The 18,767-nt window shown below is 38.3% G+C and carries 15 protein-coding genes and 2 tRNA genes; 8 read left to right on the top strand and 9 right to left on the bottom strand.

Annotated elements, in window-relative coordinates; genetic code table 11:
* Window positions 1-10: 10 nt before the first annotated feature.
* Window positions 11-982, top strand: a complete 972-nt coding sequence (locus tag I6E78_RS15315) for an aldo/keto reductase (RefSeq protein ID WP_197182836.1) — start codon at window positions 11-13, stop codon at window positions 980-982.
* A gap of 26 nt (window positions 983-1,008) precedes the next feature.
* On the top strand, window positions 1,009-1,185 hold the full coding sequence (locus tag I6E78_RS15310) for a hypothetical protein (protein WP_011327244.1): 177 nt from the start codon (window positions 1,009-1,011) through the stop codon (window positions 1,183-1,185).
* A 94-nt stretch (window positions 1,186-1,279) separates the two neighbouring features.
* Here the strand turns inward: I6E78_RS15310 and I6E78_RS15305 are convergent, their stop codons facing one another.
* Window positions 1,280-2,593, bottom strand: coding sequence for a peptidoglycan DD-metalloendopeptidase family protein (locus I6E78_RS15305; RefSeq protein WP_011327245.1), 1,314 nt, complete (start codon window positions 2,591-2,593; stop codon window positions 1,280-1,282).
* 502 nt (window positions 2,594-3,095) lie between these two features.
* Here I6E78_RS15305 and tyrS point away from each other — a divergent pair.
* Window positions 3,096-4,295, top strand: a complete 1,200-nt coding sequence (gene tyrS, locus I6E78_RS15300) for a tyrosine--tRNA ligase (RefSeq protein ID WP_011327246.1) — start codon at window positions 3,096-3,098, stop codon at window positions 4,293-4,295.
* A 95-nt stretch (window positions 4,296-4,390) separates the two neighbouring features.
* Here the strand turns inward: tyrS and I6E78_RS15295 are convergent, their stop codons facing one another.
* The 4 genes from I6E78_RS15295 to folE2 all read right to left on the bottom strand — a co-directional run bounded on the left by I6E78_RS15295 (window position 4,391) and on the right by folE2 (window position 7,783).
* Entirely contained in the window at window positions 4,391-5,335 is a 945-nt protein-coding gene (locus I6E78_RS15295; protein ID WP_197182835.1) for a cobalamin biosynthesis protein CobD/CbiB, read from the bottom strand.
* Entirely contained in the window at window positions 5,336-6,043 is a 708-nt protein-coding gene (gene mtnN, locus I6E78_RS15290) for a 5'-methylthioadenosine/S-adenosylhomocysteine nucleosidase (protein ID WP_011327248.1), read from the bottom strand.
* 107 nt (window positions 6,044-6,150) lie between these two features.
* Complete coding sequence (locus I6E78_RS15285; RefSeq protein ID WP_011327249.1) at window positions 6,151-6,747, bottom strand: DUF2726 domain-containing protein; 597 nt, start codon at window positions 6,745-6,747, stop codon at window positions 6,151-6,153.
* 115 nt (window positions 6,748-6,862) lie between these two features.
* Window positions 6,863-7,783 carry a GTP cyclohydrolase FolE2 gene (folE2, locus tag I6E78_RS15280; protein ID WP_197182834.1) on the bottom strand — a complete coding sequence of 307 codons (921 nt, stop codon included), beginning with the start codon at window positions 7,781-7,783 and terminating at the stop codon, window positions 6,863-6,865.
* Window positions 7,784-7,996: 213 nt separating this feature from the next.
* Between folE2 and arcB the strand changes: the two genes are divergently transcribed.
* Window positions 7,997-10,315, top strand: a complete 2,319-nt coding sequence (arcB, locus tag I6E78_RS15275) for an aerobic respiration two-component sensor histidine kinase ArcB (RefSeq protein WP_197182833.1) — start codon at window positions 7,997-7,999, stop codon at window positions 10,313-10,315.
* A gap of 4 nt (window positions 10,316-10,319) precedes the next feature.
* Here the strand turns inward: arcB and arcA are convergent, their stop codons facing one another.
* From arcA to trmB, 3 genes are all read right to left on the bottom strand, one after another.
* Window positions 10,320-11,036 carry a two-component system response regulator ArcA gene (gene arcA, locus I6E78_RS15270; RefSeq protein WP_011327252.1) on the bottom strand — a complete coding sequence of 239 codons (717 nt, stop codon included), beginning with the start codon at window positions 11,034-11,036 and terminating at the stop codon, window positions 10,320-10,322.
* Between the two features lie 760 nt (window positions 11,037-11,796).
* Window positions 11,797-12,822: a methyltransferase gene (locus I6E78_RS15265; RefSeq protein ID WP_011327253.1), complete on the bottom strand. Its 1,026-nt coding sequence runs from the start codon at window positions 12,820-12,822 to the stop codon at window positions 11,797-11,799.
* 89 nt (window positions 12,823-12,911) lie between these two features.
* The gene (gene trmB / locus I6E78_RS15260; RefSeq protein ID WP_011327254.1) at window positions 12,912-13,637 is read right to left on the bottom strand and encodes a tRNA (guanosine(46)-N7)-methyltransferase TrmB; all 726 of its coding nucleotides are present in this window, start codon (window positions 13,635-13,637) and stop codon (window positions 12,912-12,914) included.
* Between the two features lie 173 nt (window positions 13,638-13,810).
* Here trmB and mutY point away from each other — a divergent pair, with 173 nt between their 5' ends.
* Window positions 13,811-14,872, top strand: a complete 1,062-nt coding sequence (gene mutY, locus I6E78_RS15255) for an A/G-specific adenine glycosylase (RefSeq protein WP_197182853.1) — start codon at window positions 13,811-13,813, stop codon at window positions 14,870-14,872.
* 34 nt (window positions 14,873-14,906) lie between these two features.
* Window positions 14,907-15,179 (top strand): oxidative damage protection protein, encoded by a 273-nt coding sequence (locus I6E78_RS15250; protein ID WP_011327256.1) that lies wholly within the window; start codon window positions 14,907-14,909, stop codon window positions 15,177-15,179.
* 55 nt (window positions 15,180-15,234) lie between these two features.
* On the opposite strand, the gene I6E78_RS15245 is transcribed toward I6E78_RS15250, so the two are convergent.
* The gene (locus tag I6E78_RS15245; RefSeq protein WP_197182832.1) at window positions 15,235-18,009 is read right to left on the bottom strand and encodes a hybrid sensor histidine kinase/response regulator; all 2,775 of its coding nucleotides are present in this window, start codon (window positions 18,007-18,009) and stop codon (window positions 15,235-15,237) included.
* 337 nt (window positions 18,010-18,346) lie between these two features.
* Between I6E78_RS15245 and I6E78_RS15240 the strand changes: the two genes are divergently transcribed.
* Window positions 18,347-18,422: transfer RNA gene (locus tag I6E78_RS15240), tRNA-Phe, on the top strand.
* Window positions 18,423-18,494: 72 nt separating this feature from the next.
* Window positions 18,495-18,570: transfer RNA gene (locus I6E78_RS15235), tRNA-Thr, on the top strand.
* Window positions 18,571-18,767: the final 197 nt, after the last annotated feature.

Here is an 18,767-nt window from a genome sequence, read left to right as displayed (position 1 = left end):
GATAGCCGGCATGCATGACACTCCTTTGGCAAAATATTTACCTAATGTTAGCAAGCTCATATTTGGTTGTATGGGACTTGGGGGAGGCTGGAATAAAGACCCCTTAACTAATACTCATACCCAGCAGGCACATGTTTGTATAGATACAGCAATAGCCGGTGGCATTAATCTTTTTGATCACGCCGATATTTATACATTTGGTAAAGCTGAGCAGGTGTTTGGCCAAGTCCTTAAGCAGCGCCCAGAGCTGAGAGAGCAAATTTATATCCAGTCAAAGTGCGGAATTCGTTTTGCCGATGAGCAAGGGCCAAAGCGCTACGACTTATCAAAGCAATGGATTGAGCAATCAGTAGAGGGCTCTCTTAAGCGGTTAAATACTGATTATTTAGATGTACTTATGCTGCACAGACCCGACCCTTTGATACAAGTTGAAGAAGTAGCTCAGGTATTTAGTCGCTTAAAAGAAAGTGGCAAAGTACGTCATTTTGCGGTGTCTAATATGTCGCAGCAACAAATACAGTTTTTACAAACAGCCCTTGATATGCCCATAGTTGCCAACCAAATTGAAGCAAGCTTAAAGCAATCAGCCTGGGTTGATGAGGGGGTATATGTCGGTAACCGCGATGGCAAAGACATTAACTTTACTCCCGGCTTTATAGAATATTGCACCGAGCAGGAAATACAAATTCAAAGCTGGGGTAGCTTATGCCAAGGATTATATTCAGGAAAACAGCTGCAAAATGCATCACCTGCAGATATTAATACCGCTATATTAGTTAATAAGTTAGCAGCACTTTATAGAACGTCTGCCGAGGCTATTGTATTGGCTTGGTTACTGCGCCATCCGGCATTAATTCAACCGGTAATAGGCACAACTAATGCTAAGCGACTGGCTGCATCGTGCAGCGCTGTAAATATAGAATTAACCCGAGAGCATTGGTATGCATTATATGTCAGCGCCAAAGGGCACGAGTTACCCTAATTTAGACCCCCACTTAAGGTATTACTATGAATATATTCGTTATTTTAATTAGCTTGTTTGTCGCATTGTTAATATTAATTCCGTTATTAGAAAAGTATCAAAGTAAAATAGGCTTAGATGGCGCTAAAAAATACAGTAAGTATATATGGCCACTGGTAATGGTATCGTTAGTGGTACAGCTAATTTATGTATTAATGAATTAGTGTGTCAGTCTATTATTCATAGGCAAAAAAATTATAGGTACAAAAAAGCCTTTGCAAGTTACCTAGCAAAGGCTTTTTTAATAATGATTTAATATTACTTAAGTGCTAACTGTAGTTCGCGGTTGCGCTCTAACTGGGCAATAAAGTTATCAGCAATAGGCTTAAACTTGGCAAGCTCTGCACGTGGCAGCGGCTCTGACTTAGGCAATTTAACGGTTTTAGGATTACGATGAACACCATTAACTAAAAATTCATAGTGTAAGTGGGCACCGGTCACACGACCAGTAGAGCCAACAGTACCGAGTTGCTCACCTTGCTTAATTTTTTGCCCTGTTTTTACTAGGCGTTTATTAAGGTGCAAGTACTTAGTTACGTACTGTGTGCCATGGCTAATAAATACATAGTTACCATTATATTTACTGTAACCCGATTTAATAACTTTACCGTTACCTGAGGCAACTACCGGCGTGCCAGTGCGCGCCGCAAAGTCTATACCGCGATGCGCTCTAACTTGCCCCGTTACTGGGTGTAAACGTCGCGGGTTAAAGCTTGAGCTTATATATTTAAAACTAACTGGTGCACGTAAAAATGCTTTTTTCATGCTGCGCCCTTCAGGAGTATAAAAACTACCGTCAGTGTGGCGAATTGCAGCATAGCGCTGGCCTTGGTTAACAAATTCCGCAGCAATAATTTTACCAGTACCAATAAACTCACCATCTACATAGTGAGATTCATAAATTAAACCAAACCCATCGCCTTTGCGAATATCGTTAGCAAAATCTACATCCCAACCAAATATATCGGCAAAGTTCATTATTTGGCGCTCGCTTAAACCTGCAGCTATTGCTGAAGTCCAAAAGCTACTAGAAATTTCGCCGCCTACTGTTTTAGTTAGTGTTTCTATTTCTTTACTATCTATTGAAGTGTCGTATTGCCCTTCATCGTTTAAGGTAACAAATAAAGTGTCTGTTTTTGAAATAACGTAACGCAGCTGTGCTAAATCGCCATCTTTTGCGGTGGCAAAACTCAGTGTTTCACCCGGGTGAATTTTAGTAAGTTTGCGAGTTTCTGCGTTAGTGTTAATTAATTTATGTAACGTTTGAGCTGAAAAGCCAGCACGTTTAAAAATAATAGCTAAGTTATCTCCATTTTTTACTTGGTGATCAACAAAGTCGTATTCTGGCAGCTTGTCTGCTGCTTGCTCTGAGTTTAACGCAGTTAATTTTTCGTTGTCATCAACTTTAACTTGTAACTCATAGCGCTTGCCAATTTCTAGCGTGTTTTCACTATTGTCTTTGGATGCAGTGGCTTTTTCAGAAGGAAGAAAAGCTAAGCCAGCAATAGCAGAAACTAAGCCTAAAATAAGCAATTTGTGTTTTTTGGGGAGCGTGTGAACCACGTGAACCATAACGTGCCTTTTTCTGCTGTCAAGAAAATTAATAGATTATCTTGCAGGATATAACGAATAATGTACGAATACTAGTATTTTGTAGATTTAAACTAATGCTAAATTAAGCTAAAATCACAGGGCTTATAGGCATCTTAGTATTAAAGCAGCTTATGATCTAGGTGTTTTATTAATCTAGAACTAGGGCTAAACCGCGGTATTTTTGAGCAAAATAATAAAACAATGATGCATCATCACGTTAGTAATTTAAAAACCAAAGCTGCAGCTGTTTGTGCTGTTTTTAAAGTGTTGCAAACAGTTATCTTTACTCGTTTATGCAACTTATGCCGCTTTGCCTTATTTAGTGACGCTATCGTTTAAAAAGTTGTTTTAATTAGGTAATAATTTGCTATCTTAGTTACATAGGTTTATTGACTCTAAAAGTGCTACTTATCTAGTAATAAGCCGCGAGCATATTAATAATTAACCCCTTCGTTAACAGAATTTTTTGGAGTAACACACAGTGGATTTACAAACCGCTCTTGCAGAGATAAAACGCGGTACAGAAGAGATATTAATTGAAGATGAGTTAGTTGAAAAATTAAAATCTGGAAAAAAACTAAAAATTAAAGCGGGCTTTGATCCAACCGCGCCTGATTTACACTTAGGTCACACGGTACTTATTAATAAAATGAAAACCTTTCAGGACTTAGGTCATGAGGTTGTATTTTTAATTGGTGACTTTACCGGTATGATTGGCGACCCAACAGGTAAAAACGTAACGCGTAAGCCGCTTACTCGCGAAGACGTGCTTGCTAATGCTGAGACTTATAAAGAGCAAGTATTTAAAATTCTTGATCCTGCAAAAACCACGGTCGCATTTAATTCTACCTGGATGGAAAATTTAGGCGCAGCTGGAATGATCAAACTTGCAGCACGCCAAACCGTTGCGCGTATGTTAGAGCGTGATGATTTTAAAAAGCGTTACGCTAGTGGCCAGTCTATTGCTATTCATGAGTTTTTATATCCGTTAGTGCAAGGTTGGGATTCGGTTGCACTTGAGGCTGATGTAGAGCTCGGTGGTACTGATCAGCGCTTTAACCTGCTAATGGGTCGTGAGCTACAAAAAGACGAAGGCCAAAAACCACAAACAGTAATAATGACGCCGTTATTAGAGGGCACCGATGGGGTGCAAAAAATGTCTAAATCGTTGGGTAACTATATAGGTATTACCGATGCGCCTAACGATATGTTTGGTAAAATAATGTCGATTAGTGATGTGCTAATGTGGCGTTACTACGACTTATTAAGCGGGCTGTCGATTGCTGGTATTAACGCGCAAAAAGAGCGTGTAGAGCAAGGTACAAATCCTCGTGATATTAAAATTGAGTTAGCAAAAGAGCTTATTGCGCGCTTTCATAGTGAAGCCGATGCACAAGCAGCTCATGATGACTTTATTCAGCGCTTTCAGAAAAAAGCTCTGCCGGATGAAATACCTGAACTAACAGTAACCATTGAGCAAGACAGCATTTTAATTGCTAACTTGCTTAAAGAAGCTAACTTAGTTGCTAGTACATCAGAAGCAATGCGCATGATTAAGCAAGGTGCAGTTAAGCTCAACGGCGAAGATAAAATTACAGACACTAAACTTGAAATAGCAAAAGGCAGTACGGCTATTTACCAAGTAGGTAAGCGTAAGTTTGCAAATATTACTGTAGCGTAAAGCTAAACGGTAAAACGCTAAAAACCAGCCACGGCTGGTTTTTTTGTGCTTATATTTTTTGTATTTTTAATAATAGGTGTGTAACTCGCCCTTAGCTAAATGTTTTTAAGTATTTCTATGCAAACAACGACCAGTAACCAAAATACCCGCACTTGATTTAGTCTATTAATAGTAACCGGCACGTCCTCAGCAATAGGGAGGCGTTCGGTACCAATACGCATTTTGTTAAAACGTTCGCCAAAATACACTGCAGGCCCGCCTAGTTGTACGCCTAATGATGCAGAGCAAGTGCTTAAAAGCCACCCAGTATTAGTTTGATAAAAGTGCCTGCCATAATGCTTTATATAATGCATGCTTAGCTTGCTCGCTTTACTGGCTGCAATAGTCAGTGCCAATAAGCGCATAGGAATAAATTCAATAATAAACAAGGTAATTTTAAGCGGCTTTAAAAAAGGGCTGTTGGGTTTAATGTTACTGCGCCATGCCTGCTCAATTAAAGTAAGTAATCGATAGGCAAGCGCTGCAATAGGGCCAAGTACTAAAAAAACAAATATCACCACAAAGTAATATCTTGCAGTACGTAATATTAGGCTCTCTATTAAGGCTTTAATTATGCCTGCACCAGAGAGTTTAGTAACGTCTCGGGCTACTAATGGCTTTAATAGCTCACGGGCGGCAGATTTTTGGTTTTGTTTGGTAAGCTTAGCAATACGTAGTGATTTTTTATCAATAGCTTTACTCTCAAGGCATAAATATAAAATAAGCCCGGCGAGTAATTCAGGGTAAAATGCAAATTCCAGTAGTAATACAATAATAATAAGTACCACACTTAAAATAAGTGTACTGGCAAGGGCTGCGGCTAAATATTGATAGCTATTGGGTTCTGCTGCTTTATAAATACGCTTACCAATAGCGCTAAAAATAGCCGTTAAAGCGGTGTTAGGATGATACCAACTAACAAGTGGTAAAAAGCGCTCAGCAAGGAGCGCCATTATAAACACAATAAAGTCCAAGTGATTTTGAACCATATTGCTGAGCATTTACAGTGAAACTGCCGTTAGCTTTTCAAGTAACGCCACTACCATTTTAGATGAATTGATTGATGCTGTTTCTAGGTATTCTTCAAACGACTGCGGCGACTCTTTGCCGGCAATATCTGACATCGAGCGAATAACCACAAACGGTGTATTAAGTGTATGACAGGTTTGCGCAATTGATGCCCCTTCCATTTCTACTGCAAGCATTGTAGGAAAGTCGCTACGGGCTTTTTCAATACGTATTGGGTCACACATAAATATGTCGCCGGTACAAATTAAACCAACTAAGGTTTTTACGTCACTAATTTGCGCAATAGTTTGCTCTGCGGCAGCCACTAATTTAGGGTGTGCTGCAAAACCTGCTGGCATTTGTGGTACTTGACCTATTTCGTAACCAAAGGCAGTTACATCAACATCATGATGACGAACTTCTGACGAAATAACTACATCGCCCACATTTAATGACGGATCAAAGCCGCCGGCAGAGCCGGTGTTAATTACGCAATCAGGGGCGAAGTTGTCAATAAGTAATGTAGTTGCAATAGTTGATGCTACTTTACCAATACCAGATTGAACCAATGTTACTGTGTTACCTGCTAATTCACCGGTATAAAAAGTAAAACCAGCTTTAGTTAAAGTTTGTGGATTTTGCATTGCTTCGCGCAAAATTTTAACTTCTGGCTCCATTGCGCCAATAATACCAACATTCATAGTGTTAAGTTCCTGAGTTTGAATGCGCTGATTATACGTGAAGTTAGCGCTAAAAAACAAAAAAGCGAGCAGTTTTACTTTGCTCGCTTTTTATTATGTTATTTACGTTAAATTTCGGCTAGTGCTGTAGAGTGCGCTTTAGCTTGAGAAGGTGATAGTACCGCTGGTTTTTGAACTCGGGTACGAATAGGGCGAGCTGTTTGCGTAGCCGCAGGTTTGCCGAGTTTAAACATAATAGCGTCGCGTACTTCACTTGGGCGATAGCCTGATTTTACTTTCATACGAATATGCGGGATGCCAGCGGCCTCTAATGCGCCATTAACAAACCAGTCGCGTTGTGCTTTATGGCCATCTTTATTGGCATTGTTTACTAAGTCTACGGCTGCCACTATGGTCATTTTTTCTTTATCGACTAGCACAAAATCAAGCTGTTTATTTTTAGCTTTAGCCATTGCTGCACGCTTAGACTTTGCCGATAAACCTTGTTTGCAATCAATCACGTCGATTAGTTTTACACGACTAACAATTTTATACTGATCGCCCACTGCGCGTTCTAATAAATTTAAAAAAGCACTTTCTACTTGAGTAAATACATTTTGCTTGCGGGTAAAAGGATAAGGGTTTCCGCCATCATCGTTAAACTTTGACGCAACAACAGAGGCCCCAACAACTAATACTAAAATTGATAATAAAGCGAATTCCATACGGTAACTCCATAACAACAAATTGACACTGCTTAAGTAAAGCAATTAACGTGCCTAAATTAGTTGGTTAAGTAGTATGTTTCCGTATGGATATTGAATACTGCAAAATAAGAACTTAAGCTCTATAACCGCCAGCAACGCCTTTAACTGCAATAGCGAGTGCGTCGTGCGCATGCAGCGATTCGTAATGATTTATTTGTAACCAGTAATCACAGTATTGCTGTGTTTCTAGTAGCGCTTTAATTTTACGAGCAGCATCTTCACAAAACATTAAATTTTGACCATTTAGGCGGGCAAACTCTTGTTCATCTTCACGTTTCACTGCCGCTTGTACTGGCGTTTTTAATTCATCTTCAATCGTGTTAATTAAATTAACTACGTCAAATTGAGTAATATTACTGTCGAGCTTTACTTTTACATTAGCAATTGAGCGCTGCGAGTGTGGGGTGGCTACAATACCTTGCGTAGTACCTAGCCATTCTAGTGCTTCTTTTTGACTGAGGGTTTCTTGACTGAATTTTTCGGCAAATGCATTTTGTATCAGCTGACGCGCAAGTGCCGCTGAACATGGGCAAGTTGATGAATAGGTTACATCAACACTTAGCTCGTAATTAATAACACCTTGTTCAATTGTGCTGGTTAATATAACAGGGTAACTTTTCCAGCCAGCCTTGCCGCTTAATAACGATTTACGGCGCAGTGGTAATTCAAACTTAAATTCTATAAGTGCTTTATCACTTAAGCCTTCGTGGCTACTAATAAAAAAATCGAGCGCTTGAGCTAATGTTTGAGGATTAACTTGCTGCTCAGTAGAGAGCGTGTCGAGCGCTAAAAATAAGCGCGACATATGAATGCCTTTTGCATCTTCTTTGTGTAAGTTTACAAAAGCGCGGGCTTTAGCATTAACAGTAACTGGCGTTATGCCATGCGACTCAAAAATAAATGGCAGTTCAATTTCACCCATTCCCACCCAGTCTAATGTACCAGTTTGTAAGGCGGGAGCCGTGTTAGCTATATCGGGCATATTAGTTTGCATGGTGTGTTACTCGTTATTAGCAATAATAAAGCGCCGCATTTTACACTAAATAATTTATTGCTGGAATGATGAGTTGTAGCCAGCTAATGATTCAAACAATAAATATTAGAGTTTTTATCGCACAACCTGAAAATAGCTGATAGAAAATGCTAAAATTAACCATAACATGCAATTTAAACCTTTTTGTAATTAAGCTAAGAGACACACTGATATATGACCGATTCCTCTTTGAGCCCTTGGGCTCGAGTTCTTTCTAGTTTAATAACTCGGTTTGGTGAGTTTAAAACTGCAGCCATTTGCTATGCTTTGTTATTGGCAGTTTCGCTTGTTTTATCAAGTATGTTTTATTATGTTGCCGTTGGAGAAGTTAATCTTGTTGATATATTAGCAGTGGTATTTTTTACCTCTGTGGTATCGCCTCTGGTTATAAGCGTGCTAATAAATTCAATCAGGCAACTAGATGCCTCCTATGCATATTTAGACAGTGCGACAAAACAAGAAAAGCTACTCAATCAAACATTAAAAGATAATATAAATCGCTTAAATGTAGAAATTGATGAGCGTAAAATGGCGTTCCATGCCAAGCACCGGGCAATAGAAGAGCTAAGAAAAGAAATTGCTGAGCGTAAAAAAACACAACAAGAGCTTGCCCAGCAAAGTATGCTACAGCGCTCAATAGTAGACTCCTCCCCCGATTTATTTTATTACCGCGACAACAACGGTGTGTTTGCTGGCTGTAATAAAATGTTTGAAGAAGTAATGGGTAAAACCAGTGACGAATTAATCGGTAAGAGTGCTGAACAAATATTTCCTAATCAATTTTTATCTGAAGTTTTAAAAACCGATAAACAGGTAGAGCAAACTCATCAAGCATTAACTATAGATGTTCAATACGATGTGGGCGGCGAAACGCGTTGGTTTGAATTACGTAAATTGCCATTTATTAACGATAAAGGTGAGTACATAGGTTTACTTGCATTTGGCCGTGATATTACGAGTCGTAAAGAGGCTGCAGAAGCACTTGAAACAGCCTACAAAGATAAAGGTAAGTTTATTGCCACTTTGAGCCATGAGTTGCGTACACCACTTAATGGCATTGTTGGTTTAACACGTATGTTGCTAGATACAGAGCTTAATAAACAGCAGCGTAGTTGGTGTAATACGGTGTTTTCGAGTGCCGAAACACTAGGTAATATATTTAACGACATTATAGATTTAGACAAAATAGACAGAGAGCAGTTAGATATTGCAACTAATGCTATAAACGTATCTGACTTTATTAATGATGTGGTTAACTTTGCAGGCCTAATTGCTGAACAAAAAGATCTTTCTTTTGATATTAAACGCTTAGGCATGCTAGATATTTATGCGCAACTAGATCCAACCCGACTTCGCCAAGTTGTTTGGAACTTAATAAATAATGCGGTTAAATTTACTCATAAGGGCAGTGTAACCCTCACCTGTATTCGTGAAAATCGAGATGATGGCCCTTGGCTTACCATGAAAATATCAGACACCGGAGAAGGCATACCAGCCGAACAGCTCTCTCGTATTTTTGATATGTATTATAAAGCGCCAGATCTTAAAGGCACCAATGCTATTGGTTCTGGCATTGGCTTAGCAGTAACCAAAGCCTTAGTTGATGCAATGCAGGGGATTATTTCGGTTAATAGTACCGAAGGCGAGGGGAGCTGCTTTATAGTAGAAATACCGTTAATTTTATGTAGCGCACCCACTGAGAATAGTTATGTAGGACGCAGCTTAAATATACTGTTAGTAGAAGATGTGCCGTTAAATGCCGAAATTGCGACTAACTTACTTGAACAGCGTGGTCATGAAGTTATTTGGGCTGAGACCGGCGAAGATGCATTGTCTTTTGTAGAAACTGAAGACGATTTAGATTTGATCTTACTTGATATGCAGTTACCCGATATAAACGGTGATGAAGTAGCAAGGCAAATAAGAGCCGATAGCCATTTTGATAAATTACCTATTGTAGCGCTTACCGCAAATGTGCGCAGTGCAGAGCAAGAGCTAGAGGGGATTTCAATCCAAGGAGCGCTCGCTAAGCCTATCAATACGGTAAAACTAGATAAAATATTAGCTGATTTATTTGGTATAAAACAAACAAGAAGTAATGGGCCACAATTAAAAGTAAGTGCAGCAGCGCTTGCTGACATTAATGCACATTTACTTGATGTTGAAACTATAGAAGACTTTGTAAACTCAATGGGTTTGGTGGTGTTTAAACGCAGTAGTCAGTTATTTGAAAAACTCAACCCCCAGTATCAGCAAGAGTTACTTACCTCGTTAAACTCAGGCGACAGAGAAGAATATAAATCAGTTGCACATAAGCTTAAAGGTGCTGCGGGATCTGTAGGCTTAAATGATGTGCAATTGCATGCAAAAGTAATGGAGTATGGTGCGCTGGATGAATCTGACGAGGTATTAAAGCAGTGGTTAGATGTTTTAGCAGACAAAATAAATGAAGGACAACATGCCCTTCATTTATTCTTACAGCAATTAGAGTAACTAATTAGCTGTCGATTTTACCAATGAAGCGATAACCTTCACCATGAATGGTGCTGATCAACTCAGTTGTTGAGTTGTCGCTTTCAAAGTGCTTACGAATACGACGAATTGTAACATCAACTGTTCTATCGTTTGCACGTAGCTCACGGCCAGTCATGTGTTTAATTAATTGCTCACGGCTAAAAATACGACCTGGAGAGTCAAGCATTAAACGTAGTGCTCTGTATTCGCCTTTAGGTAGACGTTTTGCGTCTCCACCTGGAGAAGTAAGACAGCGACTGTTTTCGTCAAGTTCCCAACCGTTAAACGTAATTACACCATTTGTTTCAAGTGCAGACTCTTCACCACCTAGGGCAGTACGAGTAATTAAATTACGCGCACGAATAGTTAATTCGCGAGGATTAAACGGTTTAGTAATATAGTCATCAGCACCAATTTCTAGGCCTAAAATACGATCTACATCATTGTCACGGCCTGTTAAGAAAATAAGACCGACTTTGCGTTTTTGGCGTAACTCACGTGCTAAAATTAGCCCGTTTTTACCCGGTAGATTGATATCCATAACTACAAGATTGACGTCGTCATTATTTGTAAGCTTATCATGCATGTCATCGCCATCAATGGCTTCAATAACTTTGTAACCTTCAGCTTCAAATAAACTAACGAGGTTTAGTCTAGTTACGTCTTCATCCTCTACTATCAGAATGACTGGCGTTTGCATTTTTAATTAACCTTTTGGTGTGTTTTATTTATAAAAAAAACCGGTATAGTTTTATAAACCGATTACTAAAAGAGTATAGGATTATATCTAATTGTTAACAAGTAAAAACAATTAGAGAAAAACAGCAGGATCCGCACAGCCTACTTAAAAGGTATAGAGTAAAGCTACTGTTTAATTGATCTTTAAAATTGGATGCATATTTTGAATTATTAAAGTCAAAGCCATTTCCCTTTAGTAATTGATACATCCATCAATCAGGTAAAGATACTTAAAATAATCAGACTAATTCAAAACGAAATTATATCACTTTCCAACCTTTCATCAATGTATGTGATATCTTAAAAGCATTAAAGTTCAGAAAATATTTAACTTTAAGCAGTTAATTCACTAAATAATATAGTTGAATAACGAATGCTCTATTAATGAGGTCATAAAGTTAAAATTCAAGAGCATGCTTATAATTAATCAGTACGTTGTTTAAGCTGTGGTGTTGTTGGTGAGTGTCGTTTTTACTTTGACTATAAAAGCTGTCTTACGCTCAGAGTTTACTTGGATATTACTTAACAGGTTTGCCAGCAGATAGACGGCTTGAAATAGTTCTCGTACCTTATCCTTATTTATTTGTTATAAAAAGGTCAAATACTTGATTTTACTATTCCCCTCAATATTTTGACTATTATTGCTAAGCGGTAAAAATTCAGGAGGGTAATTAATTTTATAAATAAGTTTGAGCACGTGAGGTGCTCAAACATGAGCATTATTAACTGCTGTAAACGGCAAACTTATTATTTTTAAACACGGTTTGATAGTTATCAAATTGTGCTTCTAAAATTGGCGGGTATTTTAAAAAGCTATTAGCAACAATATTTAACTTACCTGCTTTAGTTAGGTGCTGTTTAGCATTGGCTAAAAAGGTTTCAGCCACTGTGTAGTCGGTTGCAATACCGGTATGAAAAGGTGGGTTACTAATAATAAGATCGAACTTACCTGTAATGTTAGTAAGTCCATCACTTAAGAGGGCTTCGCCTTTAATGTTATTAAGCTTAAGGGTTTGCGTTGTTGCATAGATTGCCAAAGCGCTCACATCACTACAAACAAAGCTCAATGCCGGATTTTGCAGCCCTAAATAAGTTGCAATTAAGCCAGCGCCACAACCAAAATCGAGCACAGTACCTTGCTTAATAAGCGGAGCGTTTTCAAGCAATATTTTAGTGCCAACATCTAAATTACCGTGATTAAATACCCCAGGAATACTGATAGCGGTAAATTCGCTATCGGCCACACTGACCGTAAATGGCTTATGATAATCGCTAATATTAAACTGACTAAGTTGTTTAAGCTCTGCAAATGAATATAAAACACAGTGCTTTGCTGAGTCTATTTTATTACTAAAATTAGCTTTATCAGTAAGCTGTTTTTCTATTGATTTAACACCACTCTTATTTTCGCCAACCACCAGTAACTCAGCATCTGCTGTAATTACTGCGCGTATATTATCAAGCGCCATAAGAACTTCAGGTTTTGATTTTGGATAGTAAAGAATCACTAAATCAAAGTCGTTACCGCTAATACAGTGGTTTACACATACATCAACGCCGGGTGTGTTTTTGGCAAATTCGCCATTAGCATGATTGTAGCTAAAGGCGGTTATTTTACTCTCAGGGTTGCGCTTTTTAAGCTCGGCTAAAAAGCCATCTTGAACAAAGTTGACCACCAATATAGATTTCCCAACTAACTTTTCGCTATTGCGAAGTAACAGTAGGCTTGGATTGGTTAATACGCTCATAAATGGCTTTACCTTACAGATTATATAATTTACAGAGTTATGTGCTTAACCTAAATGTTGGTTAAGGTATTTATTATCCGAAATACAGATTACTTAGTGCGTTCAAACATTAAATCCCACACACCATGACCTAAACGATGGCCGCGTTGCTCAAACTTGGTTAACGGGCGTAAATCAGGGCGTGGTACGTAGTCGTTTGTTGTTGACTGGTTTTTAAAGCCAGGCGCAGCTTGCATTACTTCAAGCATATGCTCAGCATAATTTTCCCAGTCGGTAGCCATATGAAAAACACCGCCCATTTTTAACTGTGAACGTAATTTTTCAACAAACTCGCCTTGTACAATACGGCGTTTATGGTGACGCTTTTTATGCCAAGGATCAGGGAAAAACAATTGTAAGGTTGTTAAACTTTCATCTGCTATACAATCGGCTAAAACTTCAACCGCATCGTGTTCAAAAATACGCAGATTAGTAATACCCGCTTCATCAGCATCCATTAAACAAGCACCAACGCCTGGGCGGTGTACTTCTATGCCAATAAAGTTTAAATGCGGGGCATTTTTTGCCATTTCAACCAGTGATTTGCCCATACCAAAACCAATTTCTAGCACTACATCATTGTTATTGCCAAAAACTTCGCTTAAATCAAGCATGCCATTTTTATGCTCTAAGCCCATTATTGGCCAGCATTTTTCGATAGCGGCAGCTTGGCCTTTGGTTAAACGACCTTCGCGCTTTACAAAACTACGAATAGTGCGGATATACTTACCTTCTTGCTTTGCTTGCTCAAGATTAGTGTTACTTGATTCACTCATATTATTGGCCTGACAAAAATAACTGGTTTAAAAAATGGTTGCGTATTATCCCTGACCAAGCCATGGATAACAAGCTCTAGCTGATTTTACTAGGTGTATAGAGGCGCTATAGCTTGATCTTTTCACTAACTGCAATAAACTGAGCCGCCATTGAGCATACGTAAAAGTAAACTATTTTGGATTTAAATAAACAGCAGTCTGATTGGTTTTCTAACCAAGTGGTTGATTGGTATCACCTTCATGGTAGAAAAACGCTGCCGTGGCAGTTAGCAAAAACACCCTATAAAGTATGGGTGTCTGAAGTGATGTTACAACAAACTCAAGTAGTGACCGTTATCCCTTATTTTGAAAGGTTTATGCAAAGCTTTCCCGATATTATTGCTTTAGCTAACGCCGATGAAGATCAGGTGCTGCATCACTGGACTGGTTTAGGGTATTACGCAAGGGCACGTAACTTACATAAAACAGCTAAAATAGTTCGTGACAAGTATCAGGGGCAGTTTCCTACAACGCTTGAAGAGGTTATTGATTTACCCGGAATAGGGCGCTCTACAGCCGGTGCAGTGTTATCACTTTCACTTGGGCAGCATCACCCCATACTCGATGGTAATGTTAAACGAGTATTAGCCCGTTTTTTTATGATTGAAGGCTGGTATGGTGTTAAAAAAGTCGAAAGCCAACTTTGGCATTTGAGCGAGCAGCTAACGCCTAAAAATAACGTAACCGAGTTTAATCAAGCTATGATGGATTTAGGCTCGAGCTTATGTTCGCGTAGTCGTTTTGACTGCCCTGCATGTCCGTTAAGTAGCCGCTGTGGTGCATTTAAAACGCAGCAGGTAAAAACATTCCCACACTCAAAACCTAAAAAAGCAGTGCCGAAAAAAAGCTGCCATCAGTTAATTATTAAACATGATGATAAAGTGCTCATGGAAAAACGGCCTAACTCAGGAATATGGGGCGGGTTGTTTGGCTTTTTTGAGTTTAATGAATTGAGCGAACTAGAGGTGTTTATAGCGCAGCAAGGGCTAACAGCTGACTTAGTGGCGCTTGAACCCTTTACCCATATATTTTCGCACTTTGAACTTACTATTAATCCACATGTGCTAAATGTAGTACAAATTCCAGATGTAATTAACGACCGACAATTAGTTTGGTACCCACTAGATCAGTCAATTGAGGTGGGTTTAGCAGCACCAACTAAAAAGTTGGTTAAACAAATTGCACCAATAGGTTAGACTTGTTTATAACTATCGCTAAAGAGAATTAATTATGGCACGTACAGTATTTTGTCAAAAGTTACAAAAAGAAGCTGAAGGGCTTGGATTTCAATTATATCCTGGCGAAATAGGCGAAAAAATCTTTAACAATATCTCTAAAGAGGCTTGGGCGCAGTGGCAGCACAAGCAAACAATGCTGATTAACGAAAAGCATTTAAATATGATGGACCCAGAGCATCGTAGCTTTTTAGAGCAGCAAATGGTTGGTTTTTTGTTTGAAAACAAAGAAGTAGAAATTGAAGGCTACAAACCACCAGAAAAGTAATTGTTATGTGGAATAAAAAAAGGGCTAAATAGCCCTTTTTTTATACCTAAATTAATTAACTCGGTTGTTCTTGCTGCTCGGCACTTTTAATTTGCTCTTTTAAAAATTGAGCAGCTTTAGAATATTCAATTTCTAATTGATCTCTTAAATCAATTAACTTATCGCTGTTTAGTTCATCTGTTTTACATTGCTCTTCAAACACGACGGCCAGTTCAGCGACGCGATGCGCCCCAATGGTTTTAGATATAGACTTTAATTGATGACACCCCTCAAGAATCTCATTAACGTTGCTTTGCATAACACCAAAGTTAATCGACTTTATTAGCTCTTGGCTTTGCTCTAAATACATTTTAAAAAAACGTATTTTCTTCGCGTCATCGCCATTAATGTATTTAGCTACTGAATCCATATCTATTGGCATTGCTGGCTTTTGATGTGGTATGTCTATGCTCTTGTGATTACTTTTTTCATTCCAGCGTATTAGTGTATTTTCTAAAACGTTAAGCTCAACAGGCTTAGTAATAAAGTCGTTAATACCAACAGCTAAACAGCGTTCTTTTTCACCTTTTAAAGAGTTGGCTGTCACGGCTATTATATAAGGCTGTGAAATAACCGAACCTAGCATTTCGGCCTCATTGCGGATTTTTTCGACCATATCGTAGCCCGACATTATCGGCATATGTAAATCGGTTAAAATGAGCGAATAGTTACCTTTTCGCCACATATTAATCCCTTCCTCACCGTTATTAGCTACTTCAACACCGTAACCTAAGATGTGCAGTTGATCAGTTATAACTTGCTGATTCAAAATGTTATCTTCAACTAACAAAATAAGTTTGTTAGCGGCTAAAGCTTGCTCTGTAGTTAAATAGTTGTCGTATGCTATGGTTTTTTTAATGTGCTTAGGCTGATGTAAACCTGCAGCTACAAGTATTGATAGCATAAAGTTAGACTTACATAATGGCGTTGCGTTAATATAAAAAATATTTTTATGATTAATAGCTGCATCATCTAGCTTGCTTAAAACGACAACCTGCTGATTATTATCCTCTAAAGAGTAAAGTAAACGCCTTAAAAATGCATTTATGCTGTCCATATTATCAATGCCATCAACAACCCAAATGATATCTTTAGCGTCGTGCAGAGACTCAATTTCTTGCTCGTTATGCACATAGGTTATTTTAGCGCCCATAAATGATAAATAACGATAGATTACTTTTTCACGGTCAACATTATTGCTTACTACAACAATATGCCTGCCATCTAAGCTATTTTTATGTGCGAACTTAATTTTTCCTGAGGTACTAAATGGCAGTTCTACAGTGAACTCACTGCCTATACCAATATTACTATTAACCGATATAGTACCTAACATTAACTCGGTTAAACTTTTACAAATTGACAAGCCAAGGCCGGTTCCACCGTATTCTCTGGTTATTGAGCTTTCCGCTTGAATAAACGGATTAAATATTTCTCTTAATTGCGCTTGGCTCATGCCTTTACCATTATCGGTTACACAAAAACGTAAAGTGAAGTGTTCTGCTGTGTTGTGAGCCACCTCTACAGAGATATTAACTTGCCCCTTATGCGATTCACTCGTACTGGTAAACTTAATCGCATTGCTGCATAGGTTATATAGTATCTGGCGTACTCGAGTGTTATCACCAATAAGATTAATAGGGATATCAGGAGCAATTGATAAGTTTAAATCTAGATCGCGGTGTTTAGCTATAGAAGAAAGTACGCGCACCACTTCTTCAATCGTATCGGTTACAGAAAACGGGATAGGGTCAATATTTAGTTTGCCTGCTTCAATTTTAGAAAAATCTAAAATGTCGTCCAAAATACTCAGTAAAGAAAAAGCCGATTCACGAATAATGGTACTAAGACGATATTGTGAACCGTCTAAATTTGTTTGGCGCAGTAAATCTATAGTCCCTATAACGCCATTCATAGGGGTTCTAATTTCATGACTCATAGTTGCTAAAAAGGTGGTTTTAGCTTCACTTGCTTTTTGCGCATTTAAAGTTTCTTTTTCAAGTGCAAGGGTTCGAGTTTGCACTTCAATTTCAAGATTGTTTTGCAGTTTTTGTAATTCTTTTCGAGTTTTTTCATTCTCAGATAAAGCTGCTTGTACTTTTTTCAATAAAAAATTAATATTTAGTGCAATCACATTTAAGCCATTACCTAACTGTTCATTTACAGTGCTGTTAAAATTACTGCTATCAGTTACAGCCTGTAATTCTTCGCTAAGCAAGCCCGTACTCTTACGTAAACGGTTATTAATATATTGGTTTAATAGCAATGCTAATACAAATAATGTAATAACCGCTATACAAGCCATAAAATAGGCGCTCAATAATGACGTTTGTTTAGTTAAAGTGGGAGGGGATTTTTTTTGTTTTAAAATAAGCTCGCCAATAGGTTGATCGTTAAGCGTTAAAACTTTATGTAAAATACCTTGATCAACTAAATGCTCGTTAAGTTTAATAGCAGCAATTGCAGGTTTGTTAGTACTATATACCAGCTCCGTTTGTGATGTAGCGCTAAAGCGATATAGCGTGTATTCAAAGTTGTCACTAAATACAGAGGTAAGCTCAAGCAGCTCTTGTACTTTACCTTGTCCGTATATAGTTAAAGCGTCGATTAGAGGAGCTTCTAGCTTGTTAGCCAGTGAACTGATGTCAATAAGCGGTGTACTTTTTTTAGTACCCATTTCACTTTGAGAATAAAGTGAAAAGGCAATTATAAACAGTGTGGTTATAATTACATTGCTTAATAAAAAAAGAGGTAACAAACCTTTTATCACTGAAGAGAACTTACTCTGCATGGATTTTTCCTAATTGGTATATTAATAACACGGTAAGCCTTTACCGTACTTTGGGATAAACAAAACAAGTAAAAATAACTCGCCGCAACTTTAGCATAGTTTAGATTAAAATTATGGTGCTACTTTTCACTTGTTTGTAGTATAAATGAGCAGTGTTAATTAAAAAAGACCCGAGTTGCATAAAAACCGTGCAAACAGTTATAAAGAATGAAAAAAAAGTTGACTTGTAACAGCAAAACTCGTTTAATACGCCGCACGCCCAGATAGCTCAGTCGGTAGAGCTCAGTGGGAATTGTATTGAAAATCCTTGTGAAGGGTTTTATTAAAACCGAGTATTGCCCAGATAGCTCAGTCGGTAGAGCAGAGGATTGAAAATCCTCGTGTCCGTGGTTCGATTCCGCGTCTGGGCACCATTATTAAATAATAGTGTTTGAAATCAAAGATATTAAACAGTATTATGCGTGCCTTAGCACACAGTTTTGTGTGCCGACTTAGCTCAGCTGGTAGAGCAACTGACTTGTAATCAGTAGGTCAACCGTTCGACTCGGTTAGTCGGCACCATTTATAATGTAATTTGAAAAGAAAGCTGTAATCAGTAGTCTGTTCAAGTTACCCGTCGACTTCGTTAGTCGGCACTATTTATTTACTAAATCAGTTTAGTAAAAAGTTAGCTTAGAATATTTAGTTAACTCGCACAGTTTATGTGCCTCGATAGCTCAGTCGGTAGAGCAGAGGATTGAAAATCCTCGTGTCCGTGG

The organism is Pseudoalteromonas sp. NZS127, from assembly GCF_015864805.1.
GTDB classification, from domain to species: Bacteria; Pseudomonadota; Gammaproteobacteria; order Enterobacterales; family Alteromonadaceae; genus Pseudoalteromonas; species Pseudoalteromonas nigrifaciens.
Note: the sequence above shows the minus strand (reverse complement) of the source record. Positions and strands in the feature narration are given on the sequence as shown.

What these genes read in the sequence shown, in the direction of transcription:
- I6E78_RS15310 (WP_011327244.1), top strand. Translation starts at nt 1,009, where the DNA reads ATGAATATATTCGTTATTTTAATTAGCTTGTTTGTCGCATTGTTAATA.
- I6E78_RS15265 (WP_011327253.1), bottom strand. Translation starts at nt 12,822, where the DNA reads ATGAGCGTATTAACCAATCCAAGCCTACTGTTACTTCGCAATAGCGAA.
- arcB (WP_197182833.1), top strand. Translation starts at nt 7,997, where the DNA reads ATGACCGATTCCTCTTTGAGCCCTTGGGCTCGAGTTCTTTCTAGTTTA.
- I6E78_RS15250 (WP_011327256.1), top strand. Translation starts at nt 14,907, where the DNA reads ATGGCACGTACAGTATTTTGTCAAAAGTTACAAAAAGAAGCTGAAGGG.
- arcA (WP_011327252.1), bottom strand. Translation starts at nt 11,036, where the DNA reads ATGCAAACGCCAGTCATTCTGATAGTAGAGGATGAAGACGTAACTAGA.
- trmB (WP_011327254.1), bottom strand. Translation starts at nt 13,637, where the DNA reads ATGAGTGAATCAAGTAACACTAATCTTGAGCAAGCAAAGCAAGAAGGT.
- folE2 (WP_197182834.1), bottom strand. Translation starts at nt 7,783, where the DNA reads ATGCAAACTAATATGCCCGATATAGCTAACACGGCTCCCGCCTTACAA.
- I6E78_RS15285 (WP_011327249.1), bottom strand. Translation starts at nt 6,747, where the DNA reads ATGGAATTCGCTTTATTATCAATTTTAGTATTAGTTGTTGGGGCCTCT.
- I6E78_RS15315 (WP_197182836.1), top strand. Translation starts at nt 11, where the DNA reads ATGCATGACACTCCTTTGGCAAAATATTTACCTAATGTTAGCAAGCTC.
- mtnN (WP_011327248.1), bottom strand. Translation starts at nt 6,043, where the DNA reads ATGAATGTTGGTATTATTGGCGCAATGGAGCCAGAAGTTAAAATTTTG.
- I6E78_RS15295 (WP_197182835.1), bottom strand. Translation starts at nt 5,335, where the DNA reads ATGCTCAGCAATATGGTTCAAAATCACTTGGACTTTATTGTGTTTATA.
- I6E78_RS15305 (WP_011327245.1), bottom strand. Translation starts at nt 2,593, where the DNA reads ATGGTTCACGTGGTTCACACGCTCCCCAAAAAACACAAATTGCTTATT.
- I6E78_RS15245 (WP_197182832.1), bottom strand. Translation starts at nt 18,009, where the DNA reads ATGCAGAGTAAGTTCTCTTCAGTGATAAAAGGTTTGTTACCTCTTTTT.